The sequence below is a fragment of the Nostoc sp. PCC 9305 genome (assembly GCF_963920915.1).
Lineage (GTDB): Bacteria > Cyanobacteriota > Cyanobacteriia > Cyanobacteriales > Nostocaceae > Nostoc.
In genome coordinates this window covers 37,327-49,913 of record NZ_CAWUDN010000060.1, presented here as the reverse complement: position 1 = coordinate 49,913, position 12,587 = coordinate 37,327, and the positions used below count along the sequence as shown (strand labels likewise).

Sequence of the window (12,587 nt, the reverse complement as noted above, 5' to 3'; positions counted from 1 at the left end):
TCTCCGTATTTACTTATCTTTACATAGTTTAGTTTTTTTATGCCCACCTACTTAAATAGTCCCAAATTGTATAAACTCTTTCCTGAACTTTGCTATCAAATCTCCAAGCGTCACAAAGAATATCGAAACGCTTGCACATTAGAGAAGAGAAATCAAGTGATTCATGAAATGAACGAGGCTATTTTTAAGCTTCATAAGCAGGGAAAAGAACCTACCCTTGCTCAAGTTAGGAAACTTTTAACCAAACCAGGATATACACGGGATCAATTTTTTCAAGATGCCTTATTTAAAACTCGACAGGAACTCGGTTATGAAAATTGATATACCACGATAATCATGATTTGATAAATCATGTTCAACCTATTCTTTTGCGATAAACCAATATTTTTGTTCATCCCTGCTTGGAAGCATAACTTTTCTGAGGTGTATTAGAAGCATAAGCCTTTCGTGACGGAAAAGTTATCCTTCCAGTGACAGTCTCCTCTATTCACATAACCCCCACCTCGTCTGTGTCGTTCACCCTGATGGGGTAGAGGGTGAGAGCTGCTTGGACTTTCGACTTGACCCCAACGCCAAAGCAGAGGAGTTATGGCAACCGGAGGGGGCAAGCTACTATAACAGTGAATTAATACTGCAACCACAACAGAGGTGGACGCAACAGCAAAAGCTGGAGTTACTTGATTGGCATCCAATGTTTACTGGTAAGTGTCCCCAGTGCAGTGCATCCTTTGACCGAGACTACACCTCAAGAGTACATTGGGATTGTGAATGCGGTTGGATGGATGACTCAATTTAAGATATTCGTACTTTTTTACTTCCTTGCGCTTAATGCCTGTTGACTTAATTGCATCACAATATTTTGGGGCAATGGGTCTATGACAGCATCAGTCGGCAGAGATTTAATAAAAGCTGTCACCTCTTCCCCAGTTTTATATTTCCCTTCACTCCAAGCATCAGCAATCTGTTTAGCTATTTTATTAGCATCCTCTCGCTGATTATGGGCAGTGACACACTGTATATCATGACCAGTAAATGATATCCATGTCTGCCAAAGTCCCGTAACTGGATGTTGAACAATCCCTGTGGTCAGTTCATTGTCCTCAAGCACTGATTTTTTCTGACTGCGACCGAATCCTTTAAACATGGCAATATTGAGTAAACGCTACTTTAAAATGCCCAAAATCAACACAGCGATCGCGCTTTCATGTAACATCTACAATCCCACACTCACGTTGTCTCTACTGTTGCCACATGCTCCCTGAAAAACAGCGAGAGCTAGGGCTTTGCATCGGATTAGATTGCTAGTGGTAAAGCAATCTATCAATGGCTCTACTTTTTCCGTAACTGCTTCCCAGGGGGAAATCCAGGCACTATCTAATAATTACTAATTCGCAATTCGTAATTAATTCATAATTGTGTAACTATCAGAATAGTTGTAAAAACTTTAAAGTTAAACAATTTTCTCCATGCGCTCGTTACTCTTTCAAAACTTAAAGCTGACTATCCCTACAGCTTTATTATTTACGGTTCTTGGCTATATTCTAAGTCTATTTCTGAGTTTTCTTACCAATCCACAAGCAGCAAGATGGCAATTCCATCTAGAATTCGGGCCTGAACCCCCAAACCTTCATGAGCTTACAATTTTTCAAGCTCAGGCAGCATTCTCCGGTACAGCGCTCGGAATTCTAATAGCTCAAACAACTTTTTTTGTATATGTAAGTAAATTTGGACTCAGCAATCGTAGCACTAAGCAGTAATCGTAAGCGATGTCACTCGACTTGCCGCTTGCACGTCTACGCTATCTGCAACATCTGCAATTCAACGCTCACATTCCATCTACCGTTGCCCCACGCCGTCTTGAGAACAGCGAACGCTACAGAGGAAGCAGTGATTGGATTGCCAGTAATAAAGCAATTCATCTATGGCGCTACTTTTTCTTTAAACTGCTTTCCAGCAGAAAACGCAGGCACTTTCGTCGCTGGGATAGTCATTGGCTCATTGGTTTTCGGATTACGCCCTTCGCGCTCTGAGCGATCGCGTCGCTCGAATGACCCAAAACCAATCAGCGTTACCTTTTCACCATTAGCTACAGCCTCGGTAACAACTGACAAAAAAGCACTAATGACTTCATCAGCTTGCTTTTTTGTGATGTTGGTCTTTGCTGCTACAGCATCCACTAGCTCACCTTTGTTCATAAATCACCCTGAAGTATGCCAGTATTGGAAATTTACTTTACCATTACTTCCTCTTGTTGCGAAAGGGGGGAAAGGACTAACAATCAAGCAGCATACGAAAATTAACTGACAATTTTCAAAAAACTTGATGACAAACAATATCTGACATTAGTAAAAGCTACATCATTTAACTAGCGCCACCCAATTTAGATATCGTTGCTTTGAGTAGGTAAAAATAAGGTTTTTTCAATCTCTTGTTTTTGTTCAATAGCTAATTGACTCTTATTTATACACTCCATAATTGATAAATTTTTTTCATAATATTGCTTTAATAATTCTTTTTGATGTTTGCTCAATACTAAATCATAACCAATTACCTGTTTTATTCTATCAAGCCAATTTTGACCATGAGCTTGCCGCCAGTCACCAAATCTTAATTGTTCTGTTTTTGGATTAGGTAATTCGATTTTTAATTCTTGCAAAGCTTACTTAAGTTCAGGTTCAATATCCAATATTAATATTGATGCAATGATATTAGCTGGATCAAAAGTAGGGTTAAATTTAAAAGAAACTTCAAGTCCCAGATTATTTACACGATTAAAACTATCAAAAAAGGTGCGAACTTGGCTATTAATATTTTCATTAGGGTTAGAATTACGAACAAAGCCAAGAATAAATATACACATGAGAGCTAGATAAAAAGCTTTAACTTGTGTACGTTTATAGCTAGGGCTAACTAAAGATGATTTCTTATCTATCCAAGATAATAGACTCTGTAATTCCTCATCTTGTGCAACTAAAGCATCAGCTTCTTCCTTCTTCTGCTTTATAAATTTAAGTGATTCATCGATATTAAGTGAACTATAGCGGTTTTCACTTGAGTGAGAGACACTCAAATGTACTATAGAGATCAAAGAAGTAAAATTTGTCACTAATGAAAGCATACTCCATAGATTTGCGGCGGAAAATTACAGAAACTTATGAACGCGAATCTATATCTCAACGTAAGTTGGCAGAGCGGTTCAGAGTAGCCCCAAGTTTTATATATAAACTGCTTAAACAATACAGAGAGAAGGGGACGCTAGAAGCCAAGAGTCATGGAGGTGGTCAAAGTCTGAAACTGAGTCCAGAAAACATAATAGTTTTGGGAGAACTAGTAGAACACAAGAATGATACCACCTTAGAAGAGTTGAGAGAGCAACTGTATGAACAGACTCAGGTTCTCTTAAGTAACTCCACTATTAGTCGTGTATTGACCCGGTTGGGATTGACCCGCAAAAAAAACGCTTCATGCCAGTGAAAAACAAACCGAGCGAGTTCAAAATTTACGGAGAGAGTACCGACAACAAATGACTATGTTACCTGTGGAGAATTTAGTCTTCATAGATGAAGCGGGAGTGAATTTAGGAATGACTCGCCGATTCGGACGGGCCCTATCGGGACAAAGAGCTTATGGGACTCGTCCTCAACAACGAGGTCGGAATGTCAGCGTCATCGGTGCAATCGCATTGCGAGGTGTTGTCGCTTCTATTGCTATTGTGGGGGCAACAGATGGTTTAACTTTTGAGGCGTTTATTTCCCAGCGACTAGTACCTAACCTCTGGGCGGGAGCCTGTGTAGTCATGGACAATGCTTCCATTCATCAAGAAGCTTTTTTACGCCCTATTCTAGAGCAAGCAGGAGCTACTCTACACTTTCTCTCTTCCTATTCCCCTGACTTCTCCCCTATAGAAAACTGTTGGTCGAAAGTGAAAGAGTTTATTCGTTCTATCGCTCCTCGCACCTATCATGATTTAGCTCAAGCCATTAACAGGGCTTTTCAACAAGTCTCTCTTCAAGATATTCATCACTGGTTTACTCATTGTTGCTATTGCATCACTGAATACGTAGAGCCACTATCAAGTCTTCCAAGTAACTCTTGAATTCAGTAAATCAAACCTCTAGTACACAAGTTCGTATCTCATTCAAATGCATACCGCTATAATAGCTTGTAAATAGTCTACCGACGGCTCTTCTAAAATTTGATTCGATTGGAGGAAATCATTAATACTAGATTTGATGAAGTAATTGATTAACCATTCGCTAGCTAGAGACAAAATCCTATCATAATGTAAATATATAGCTCCAAATAAAGCTTCAAACATCTCGCCAAAAAGCTCTATTTGTTTATTTTCATCTTGAAAACGTTCACTTCCTCCCAATAAACATAAAAATTTCAGATTTAACTGTTTTGCAAACTTGTAGCAGGTTTTTCTACTTACAATATGGCTTTTTATATTAGTAATTTTCTCTTGATTAAAACCTGGATATTCTTGATATAGATAGTCAATTACAACAGTACCTAAAATAGCATCTCCCAAAATTGCCAATCTTCTATAATTGCGCTCCTGTTTATCTTGCTGCTGTCGATTATTGGAATTTTCATAAATTTGTGAAGGATGAGTCAAGGCAATTTCAAGTAAATCTATTTTTTTGAAGTTGGGGATACAAATTGCTTGTTGAACTGCTTCAATATTTATACTCATGTTATTAGTACTCTAACTTTTACTGATTTTTGTAAACATCCCATTGCCTGGGTTCACTGCCTCATCCCAGTGCAGTTAGTCTTATGTGACTTAATCTTAAAATAGCTTAACTATACTTGCCCCTCAAGAATTTGAGCCAATTCACGACGGCTGCGATTTGCTTCTGACTTGAATCCTCTTAGTTTATTCAACACGAGGTCTTGTTTTCAGTTTTCCCTCAACAGTAGCTTTTCTAACACAAAAACTCCCAAACCGAATCTCTAGATCCAAACCGGATCTTCGCGCCAGATTTTCCACCAACATACTTGACCCTGTTGTTGACGCAGCATATTCAACAAGTTTATCGATTTTTGTAGTTTGGTGCTGCTCAAATCCTTTGCCAGGAATGGTAGTAGGTTTGTGTGATTAAATATAGGGATTTTAGCAGGGTTAGGAATTTGAGGAGTGAAGAGAGCGATCGCTCTTGGTTTTCCTCTGTACAAGACCCTACTCGCGTTCGCTTGAAAAATTTGAAGTTATATTACGAACCATATTCATAGGTTTTGGCAATTTGGCATCACAAGTCTGTGAATTGCAGTTTAAATAAGATATCAACAGAACAGACACAAATCGCCAGTTGTTGACCCAACGCTGTAGAACTCAGCAGCCAACCCACAGCACTCGGTCATCGCTTCTCTACATACAACTGGCTAGTAATGGACTAGAAAACACATAGTAAAGGTGGTATGGCGTACCCACCAACAGCCTGCAACCACGCGCAGTTTCCTCTAATGCCACCGTAGGCAGCAGACATCGCCTAACACCTAAAATACTGCTATGGTCAATCACTACCAAATTGCCTTATAGGAAAAGTTAGATTGAATATGAATGAGACTTTAGCAGCCACACTAGGGGAATTACAAGCACAAATATATTGGTTACATGATGCTGAGGAGTTTGCAGAATTGGCATCAGCAGCAGCTACTATATATATGAAACTTGGTTATACTCAACAGCAGTCCGAAACGGCAGGTAATTTAATTAGTCAGGCTTATCAATTATCTGATGATGCTGTTTTAGCCCAAGAAGCAGGTGATTTTGAAAAAGAAATACAGTTTTATCATCAAGTTAAAGATAAATTAACCCAAGTAGAAACTACATTACTTTATCAAAACAGCATTGCCATACATCAAATGAAATGGTGGATGTATTTTCGTCATCAACAAAAATTACAAACTATTATTCACTTATTTTTACAACATTTTCAAGCGGTAGGGTTGATGAACTTACTTACTGCTCTTAAACTTACATATTTTATAATGGAGATATGCAAAGTTCATAAATCGCGTGACACAGAAACCACCAAACATAATGCTATAAAATACTGGACAGAATTATTGGAAATCAAACCGCCACAATATCCTTATCTTGGTTAAATTACCTATTTTTCTAGGCTAACTGCTTCAATCACGTTGCAATACAGTTCGGTTAAAGAGAAAAGGGAAATCTAGAACCAATTACTGCTCAAGAGAAATATTGTCCGAGTAGATATGCCATCTCCGTTGCTTTGGAGTTGAGCCAGGAACGTTATTGACTCTTCGCAGCTTATAGCTACCACGAAAACGCTGTGGAGTTCCATTGCTAGTAACACTCGTAACAGTAACGGGAATTTCAATATATAGCGAGCCTGCTGCCCCTTCTAAAGAACCCGGTTTTCCGACTTCTTCAACAATGGATACGATGTTAGCAAAACCCTGCTGAAATTCCTCAAATGATTGCTTACTGGCAGTACCATCTCCATCCCAAGCCAAGTAAGCTTGTTTATAGTCTTGGCGAGCAATGGCATCGTAATAATCATGAATGAGTTGGACTGCTTGTTGTTCTTGGGACTGGTTATTGTCAGGATTTTGTGTGCCAGAAGCGGGTGGAGAAGATGGATTAGACCTGTCCGAAAGATTTGCCAGCATTGGGCGATTGGCAGATGCTAATTGTGATGTAGCAGAGTTACTGCAAGCTGTAATAGACATAGCAAGCAATAAAACTCCAATGACTGGATAACGTTGTTTTAACCAGATACAAAAAGAAAGGTTGATATTCAACAAAGCTATCTCCTGTGGAATCTGCACTCTTCACTGATAAATTCAGCATAGTTGAATTTATTGGTTACAGCCATTTACAAATTAAGATGAATAGTAATACTTTCAGCCAATAAGCCCCTAGTGTGGGCGACGCTATTTTTACACCAATTTATGAATCTTCAAGAAGTCAAAAATCAATTTCCAGAAGCAGTAGGTGAGATCGAGACACTTGAAAGACTAGGGTTTGCTTCCCGTAGTGGTAATTGGATTGATACCCTTGACTTTGAGAAAGCACAGACAGCTTGTTGGTTATTCGGAAGAGTCGGTGATGATCGAGACGCTGATGCTCTTATTCGTACTTTGTCTAGTCAACGTCATGAATTATGGATGCAAGCAGCAACTTCCCTTAGTCTCATCGCTACTGAGAAGCACCTAAAATCTTTGTTGTCTATTCTGTCTACTAGTTCTGATCCCATACAGCGAAATAGTGTGGTGTATGCAATCTCTTTTCTCTCGAATTACCAAGGAAATCAGGAAGTTATTAGTACGCTGACCGAAGTAGCAGCAAACATTGCTGAGGCTCCTTTTGTTAGAGCGCAAGCATTAGAGGGAATTGGCAATAAGCTCTCTCATGAATTACCAGAAAATTTATATCAGCCAGCAGTGAGTGTAATTATCCAAGGGTTGGATGATACTGAACCTGAAGTTAGATTTTGGTCATGTTTTGCTGCCGGTGCTTTAGAAATCAAGGAGACTTTGCCCAAGCTGCAACTATTGGCGCAGACTGATAAAACAATCGTAGCTGGGTGGTGGTCTGTAGGTGAGGAAGCTGAAGATTCAGTTACTCTTATGAGTGGAGGAGAACCACCACTGCGTAAACCATACAATTTACCTACCAATTAAATCTATTTTCTAGAACTCTAGTGGTCTGTCTGTTTTGTATTTGCTGTCGACAAATGGCGTGTTAGAAACGGAAAAGTACCGATTTTAGAAAAGCTATTTTGAATCGTACTTTTTGAGCGAGAATACCCATAGTTAAAGTTAAGTTCTGTATCCGTAACCAGCTTCTCCTTTTAGAAGTTCCCGTGCGCCAAAAATAGGGCTAATGCAGTTATTTAATTTGCCAAATATGTATAATGCTATCCTCATTGCTACTAACAAGGGTTTTACCATCCCGGCTCAGAGCAAGCCCTAAAACAGAACTGGAACCATCTTGAAAGGTATGCAATGGCTTTAAAGTCTCTAAGCTCCACAGTTTAATACTGCCATCATAATTGCCGCAAATCAGAATTTTTCCATCGGGGCTAATGGCAAGAGATTCAACTGAACTAAAATTATCACTAAACTCATGCAGCAGTTTTCCAGTTTGAAGATTCCATAACTTTAGGGTACTAATCGCACGATTTCGAGAAACTAGCTGACCAAAACTACCAGTAACAAGCTTTATGCTATCTGGAGTAATGGCAATAGCATCAACTCCGGTTTGGTGTCCTTTGAGAATATGGCGTGTTTTTTTGGTTTGTAAATCAATCAGCCTAATTGTATTATCATCGCCACCCCCACTACTCACAAGGGTTTGCATATCAGGGCTAAATGAAACTTTACTCACAAATCCTGAGTGTGCAGGAATAGTATCAAGCAGCTTAAGCGTGTGTAAATCCCAAAGCTTGATTGTGCCATCGTCACTGCCACTAGCAATCAATTTACCATCTGAACTAATCGCAACGCTTTCTACCGGTTGAGTATGTCCACTGTCGCCCTTTAGCATAAGGAAAGTGCGTAAATCCCAAACCTTCATTGTTGGGGTGGTTATTCCACCAGTTACAATCCGCTTGCCATCTGGACTAATCGCAATTGAAGTGACACCATCTGAGTCAGCTTCTAAACTACGCAGCAATTTCCCAGTACGTAAATTCCAGAATTTAATTGTATCATCTCTACCTCCAGTAATTAGCGTTTCCCCATCTGAGCTAATCGCAACGGCTCGAACACCAAAAGTCACTTTTTTATGCCCAGTCAGTGTGTGAACAAGTTGAATCTGTGGTTGTAACTGAGTAATTGTACTCTTGTCTATGGGAAGATTTGAACTAGAAGAATGTACATCAATACCAGTGATGTTTACTGCAATTGCTAAAACTATAATGACTGGTCTGGATTTGAGAAAATGCAATAATTTCATGGTGCCAAGGAACGCAATTACATAACATAGTTCCCATTGGATGGGACGCGATCGCTTATAAATAGAGCAAATCAAATCTTAGTTAATCAATTGGTTCTTTGGTACAATGTAGATAATTTGAATTAACCCATCCTGACAAACCATTAATTCTAGTATTGGGCCCTTGAACGACACTTATATAAGCCCAGATACCCTCTTGTTTCTTCAACAAAACATTATTGCCATTATCAAGACCTGCCCTAGATTGTCCATTCGGGCTATCACGAAGTGCCAGTTGCCCAGATGTAATATTCACTACATCACAATAAGTTACACCCTTGAGAGTTCCTACATTTTCAGTTGTCTCTACTAGTTGACGGCGTAATATCTGCTTATCTTTGTTGTAAATATTCAAATACATTCCTTCATTGGCATTTTCACGCCAGGAAACTGAATAAGTATAATCGCCATTTTCCCAGGTAATACCCCGATAACCATTATCACGCCAAGATGTTCCATTTTCTAAATTTATACATTTCCCCTGAGCATCACAACCTCTGTAGGTTTTGCCATTTTCTCCATCATCCAAAGTAATTGTAAATTCTCCAGCAAGGTAAGTCTCCGCTTTTGCATGAGTAGCAGTTACTCCAATAAAGAAAACAGTCAAAATTGCAGTCAAAAACAATCCTTTTATGCGTTTAATCATATTTACCTCTAGAATTTTCTAAAAATCAGAAAAACTTTTCAAAATTAGTATTTATCTTGTAATCTGGTAGGTTTTTTCTCTTAATTAAGCGGGTGATTACATCTTTAATAGCATTTTATTTATCAAAGTATGAAATTTATCTATTTTCAATAATGGGATTATAAATAAAACGTAAAAACTAGATAATACTAATAACACTATAAAAACTATTTAAATGAACAAGATATTGCAATTTAATTCCCAAACAGGTTACTTATACTTGTCCTTGAATAATTTGAGTTAATTCACTGCGGCTGCGATTTGCTTCTGACCAAAAAGCTACCCAAAAAATCATTAGCATCAACATCGGCATACCTACAAATAGCGCAGCCATATAATTAGGCATAGCCCCTGTCAACGTTATCGGAATGACTGCACCATACCAGGATAAAAACCAGAATCCTAAAAATGCCATCACAAAAGGATGTATCCTCATTTGTACATGAATCAAGGTTTGGTGAGATTCTACTTCAAAGCGTCCTCGAATCACTGGTAAAAACGAGTTCCGATAGTGAATTATGCGACTGATTTGAAACCCTGATTCCGAAATGGTTCCTTGATAAGGGAGGTGTTTCTTAGAGAATCTAAATACTTTTGTCGGTTCAACTTGTGCATTCAGCCGTTGCAGAACTATAGGCAGTTCATCAGGTGTCAAAATCGTAAAGCTATTGTCGGGTAATACTTTCATGTTGATTGAGGTTGCTGACTGAGAATAAAAACTCGATAATTTGTAATATGAATCCTCTTAGTTTATTCAACACAGGGTCTTACTTTAAGTAGGTGGGCGGAAAAACTTACAACTATGTAACGAAAAGTTAAGGAGAAGGATTAGAGTGAAATTTTACACGTTTTGTACTGTAGTTACCTTTTTCTCCTCTAGCTTGAACACCATCAATTACGGCATAAGCAAGGTCTAATTCATCATCAAATATTTGCCCAGATAGCTCATCTTTTTTCAGGTGTTGCCATTCCAATTCAATTGGATTCATCTCGGAGCAATACTTGGGTAAAAAGAAGATGTACAAACCCATCTGTTCCCACTTTGGCCATAGCTTTTGTACCTCAAGGCATCTATGTATTGGTCCGTTATCCTGCACAATTACCCTTATGCGTCCCAATTCCGATGCCTCTTGTGCTTCTTTTTCCATCATTTCGATATAAGACTTGCGGTTAACACCCCCAATCACCAAACCATAAACAAAGCTTATTATTGGTTGGAGAAAGCCGATAATACTTAATCTACGACCTCGACGCAATGTGAAGTTCTAAACGTTTTTGCTCACCCCTGAAATAATAGGTGTAACCCGGTTCACTCCACATACAAAACCCTGATTCGTCTAGATATTTAAGGTCTATTTCTCCTGCCGCAGCAGATAACTCCAAGATGTCTAGGTCTGCTTGTTTCCTCGCTTTTGTAATCGGGTCTTGTTTTCTTTTATGACAAATTCAAAGCCCGTTTCCAATTGACCCCCTTTTTTTGAGTACCCGTCTTAATCTGTCAGGACTCAGTTGCACGTTACGTTGTGTCTTTAACTTCTCTGATAATTGGGAACTATTATATGTGCGTGGCTCAACTCTTAAACATTCTTCTAAAAATACGATATCCTCTTCTTTCCACTTAGGTTTTAACCCTCGACCTGGTAATTCCCAAAGACTCTCTAAACCCTGCTTTCTCCATTTATGCAAAACATCTCTAACCGTTTGCTTATCCCAACCAAAATGGGCTGCTATTTTTTCTACATACCAGCCATGTGCGTTTAGCCTGATTACTTCTGCTCTATCTTTAACCTTCTGCGACACCTCCTCTGTTCTTAGATTTAACAGAGTTTGGTCTTGCTCACGAGTTAGAAATACCCTTAAACGAGCGCCCATATATAAGTCACCTCATGTAGATGCATTCTCCGTATTTACTTATCTTTACATAATTCAGTTTTTTTATGCCCACCTACTTAACTTATACAAAATGGTTTCAAGCAAGAAACCTTGATCGCGCTCGTGTTGGGATGACTTATCTTCAAAATTCAAAAGTGCGAAAATTGTTGATTACAAGACAGGGAAAAAATAAAAATTTTGATGGATTTAATTTAAGGAGTGTTAATCTCCAGAGAGCTAATTTAACAGATGCTAGCTTTATTGGTGCAGATTTAAGCAAAGCCAATTTACAGGATGCAGATTTATCAAAGGTAAAGCTGAAGCAAACTCAACTAGACGGCACTGATTTTACAGGTGCAATTCTCACCGGCGCATTCATTGAAGATTGGAACATTAGCATTGATACCAAATTTGATGGGGTTAGATGCGAGTACGTTTATATGCACCTGCCCACGCAAGACAACCCAGACCCTCACCGTAAACAGGCGTCACCGTGCCAAAACGGGAAAATTGTACGCTAAGGCTGAAACCATTCCCCCATAAGCATTTTAGCCACCAATTTTCAATAATACCCGTAAGTGATATTGAGCCGAGATAGGGTGTAATTTCCGGAAAAATGGTCTAAAAGGGCTTGCTGTATCTAAGTTTTAGCGATTTTGGCTAGCAACTTTATAAAATTTACCGCAGCCTGCGATTATTTTTGGTCAAATTCTAATTTCTTCTTTGGCTTTTTAGGAGCTTCTTTTGGTTAGTTTCGATTGGCAAAGAATTTTGTATAGTAATCGCTTCTCTTTAGGTGTCCGTGTGCGCCAATTACGCCAATTATCTATACTCATAAGTAGAAAGTTCTTATGATTCTAATTCGCCAATAAAACCAATCAAGGCAAATGGACATTTACAATTCAAAGCTTTTTCTAGGAAATTGGCGTGAAAGTGATATTCCTGACAAAGAAGATCAAAAATTTCTTCATAACTCAATTTTAGATTTGTATCTAATTCTCAAAGTCGTGTTTCTATTTTGGTCGTATATTTTTTAAAGTTGTTAGTTATTTTAGG

General features: G+C 38.7%; 17 protein-coding genes and 1 pseudogene. 6 read left to right on the top strand and 12 right to left on the bottom strand.

Annotation, left to right across the window (positions count from 1 at the left end; translation table 11 throughout):
• Positions 1–39 precede the first annotated feature (39 nt).
• Together ACM0OX_RS21745 and ACM0OX_RS21740 are read left to right on the top strand one after the other, a co-directional pair.
• Complete coding sequence (locus ACM0OX_RS21745; RefSeq protein WP_414517049.1) at positions 40–321, top strand: hypothetical protein; 282 nt, start codon at positions 40–42, stop codon at positions 319–321.
• A 226-nt stretch (positions 322–547) separates the two neighbouring features.
• Entirely contained in the window at positions 548–796 is a 249-nt protein-coding gene (locus ACM0OX_RS21740) for a hypothetical protein (protein WP_414517048.1), read from the top strand.
• 15 nt (positions 797–811) lie between these two features.
• Here ACM0OX_RS21740 and ACM0OX_RS21735 read toward each other — a convergent pair whose 3' ends face one another.
• The 4 genes from ACM0OX_RS21735 to ACM0OX_RS21720 all read right to left on the bottom strand — a co-directional run bounded on the left by ACM0OX_RS21735 (position 812) and on the right by ACM0OX_RS21720 (position 3,106).
• Positions 812–1,144, bottom strand: coding sequence for a hypothetical protein (locus tag ACM0OX_RS21735; RefSeq protein ID WP_414517047.1), 333 nt, complete (start codon positions 1,142–1,144; stop codon positions 812–814).
• A 775-nt stretch (positions 1,145–1,919) separates the two neighbouring features.
• Positions 1,920–2,195: an HU family DNA-binding protein gene (locus ACM0OX_RS21730; RefSeq protein WP_292723339.1), complete on the bottom strand. Its 276-nt coding sequence runs from the start codon at positions 2,193–2,195 to the stop codon at positions 1,920–1,922.
• Between the two features lie 185 nt (positions 2,196–2,380).
• The gene (locus ACM0OX_RS21725; RefSeq protein WP_414517046.1) at positions 2,381–2,656 is read right to left on the bottom strand and encodes an NACHT C-terminal helical domain 2-containing protein; all 276 of its coding nucleotides are present in this window, start codon (positions 2,654–2,656) and stop codon (positions 2,381–2,383) included.
• 3 nt (positions 2,657–2,659) lie between these two features.
• Entirely contained in the window at positions 2,660–3,106 is a 447-nt protein-coding gene (locus ACM0OX_RS21720; RefSeq protein WP_414517045.1) for a hypothetical protein, read from the bottom strand.
• 2 nt (positions 3,107–3,108) lie between these two features.
• Here ACM0OX_RS21720 and ACM0OX_RS21715 point away from each other — a divergent pair.
• Positions 3,109–4,096 (top strand): IS630 family transposase gene (locus ACM0OX_RS21715; protein WP_414517044.1). Its coding sequence is split into 2 segments (ribosomal slippage): positions 3,109–3,449 and positions 3,448–4,096, totalling 990 coding nucleotides; the frame shifts between segments, so codons are not numbered across the junction.
• 42 nt (positions 4,097–4,138) lie between these two features.
• On the opposite strand, the gene ACM0OX_RS21710 is transcribed toward ACM0OX_RS21715, so the two are convergent.
• The 3 genes from ACM0OX_RS21710 to ACM0OX_RS21700 form a co-directional block, all read right to left on the bottom strand.
• Entirely contained in the window at positions 4,139–4,699 is a 561-nt protein-coding gene (locus ACM0OX_RS21710) for a ribonuclease III domain-containing protein (RefSeq protein ID WP_414517043.1), read from the bottom strand.
• Between the two features lie 260 nt (positions 4,700–4,959).
• Entirely contained in the window at positions 4,960–5,181 is a 222-nt protein-coding gene (locus ACM0OX_RS21705) for a hypothetical protein (RefSeq protein WP_414517042.1), read from the bottom strand.
• Positions 5,182–5,374: 193 nt separating this feature from the next.
• Positions 5,375–5,527 (bottom strand): hypothetical protein, encoded by a 153-nt coding sequence (locus tag ACM0OX_RS21700; RefSeq protein ID WP_414517041.1) that lies wholly within the window; start codon positions 5,525–5,527, stop codon positions 5,375–5,377.
• Between the two features lie 35 nt (positions 5,528–5,562).
• Between ACM0OX_RS21700 and ACM0OX_RS21695 the strand changes: the two genes are divergently transcribed.
• Positions 5,563–6,114 (top strand): hypothetical protein, encoded by a 552-nt coding sequence (locus tag ACM0OX_RS21695; protein ID WP_414517040.1) that lies wholly within the window; start codon positions 5,563–5,565, stop codon positions 6,112–6,114.
• Positions 6,115–6,195: 81 nt separating this feature from the next.
• Here the strand turns inward: ACM0OX_RS21695 and ACM0OX_RS21690 are convergent, their stop codons facing one another.
• On the bottom strand, positions 6,196–6,804 hold the full coding sequence (locus ACM0OX_RS21690) for a hypothetical protein (RefSeq protein WP_414517039.1): 609 nt from the start codon (positions 6,802–6,804) through the stop codon (positions 6,196–6,198).
• Between the two features lie 123 nt (positions 6,805–6,927).
• On the opposite strand from ACM0OX_RS21690, the gene ACM0OX_RS21685 reads away from it, so the two are divergent.
• Positions 6,928–7,659, top strand: a complete 732-nt coding sequence (locus ACM0OX_RS21685) for a HEAT repeat domain-containing protein (RefSeq protein ID WP_414517038.1) — start codon at positions 6,928–6,930, stop codon at positions 7,657–7,659.
• 208 nt (positions 7,660–7,867) lie between these two features.
• Here the strand turns inward: ACM0OX_RS21685 and ACM0OX_RS21680 are convergent, their stop codons facing one another.
• The 4 genes and pseudogenes from ACM0OX_RS21680 to ACM0OX_RS21665 all read right to left on the bottom strand — a co-directional run bounded on the left by ACM0OX_RS21680 (position 7,868) and on the right by ACM0OX_RS21665 (position 11,531).
• Positions 7,868–8,935 carry a WD40 repeat domain-containing protein gene (locus ACM0OX_RS21680; RefSeq protein ID WP_414517037.1) on the bottom strand — a complete coding sequence of 356 codons (1,068 nt, stop codon included), beginning with the start codon at positions 8,933–8,935 and terminating at the stop codon, positions 7,868–7,870.
• Positions 8,936–9,017: 82 nt separating this feature from the next.
• The gene (locus ACM0OX_RS21675) at positions 9,018–9,620 is read right to left on the bottom strand and encodes a hypothetical protein (protein ID WP_414517036.1); all 603 of its coding nucleotides are present in this window, start codon (positions 9,618–9,620) and stop codon (positions 9,018–9,020) included.
• A gap of 253 nt (positions 9,621–9,873) precedes the next feature.
• A complete protein-coding gene (locus tag ACM0OX_RS21670) occupies positions 9,874–10,347 on the bottom strand; it encodes a hypothetical protein (protein ID WP_104899497.1) in 474 nt (157 codons plus the stop codon).
• A 127-nt stretch (positions 10,348–10,474) separates the two neighbouring features.
• Positions 10,475–11,531: pseudogene (locus ACM0OX_RS21665) on the bottom strand (IS630 family transposase).
• A gap of 65 nt (positions 11,532–11,596) precedes the next feature.
• Between ACM0OX_RS21665 and ACM0OX_RS21660 the strand changes: the two are divergent.
• A complete protein-coding gene (locus ACM0OX_RS21660; RefSeq protein ID WP_414517035.1) occupies positions 11,597–12,052 on the top strand; it encodes a pentapeptide repeat-containing protein in 456 nt (151 codons plus the stop codon).
• Positions 12,053–12,587: the final 535 nt, after the last annotated feature.

Coding starts and splice junctions, on each gene's coding strand:
- ACM0OX_RS21745 (WP_414517049.1), top strand. CDS start 40: ATGCCCACCTACTTAAATAGTCCCAAATTGTATAAACTCTTTCCTGAA.
- ACM0OX_RS21735 (WP_414517047.1), bottom strand. CDS start 1,144: ATGTTTAAAGGATTCGGTCGCAGTCAGAAAAAATCAGTGCTTGAGGAC.
- ACM0OX_RS21730 (WP_292723339.1), bottom strand. CDS start 2,195: ATGAACAAAGGTGAGCTAGTGGATGCTGTAGCAGCAAAGACCAACATC.
- ACM0OX_RS21710 (WP_414517043.1), bottom strand. CDS start 4,699: ATGAGTATAAATATTGAAGCAGTTCAACAAGCAATTTGTATCCCCAAC.
- ACM0OX_RS21695 (WP_414517040.1), top strand. CDS start 5,563: ATGAATGAGACTTTAGCAGCCACACTAGGGGAATTACAAGCACAAATA.
- ACM0OX_RS21685 (WP_414517038.1), top strand. CDS start 6,928: ATGAATCTTCAAGAAGTCAAAAATCAATTTCCAGAAGCAGTAGGTGAG.
- ACM0OX_RS21680 (WP_414517037.1), bottom strand. CDS start 8,935: ATGAAATTATTGCATTTTCTCAAATCCAGACCAGTCATTATAGTTTTA.
- ACM0OX_RS21675 (WP_414517036.1), bottom strand. CDS start 9,620: ATGATTAAACGCATAAAAGGATTGTTTTTGACTGCAATTTTGACTGTT.
- ACM0OX_RS21670 (WP_104899497.1), bottom strand. CDS start 10,347: ATGAAAGTATTACCCGACAATAGCTTTACGATTTTGACACCTGATGAA.
- ACM0OX_RS21660 (WP_414517035.1), top strand. CDS start 11,597: ATGCCCACCTACTTAACTTATACAAAATGGTTTCAAGCAAGAAACCTT.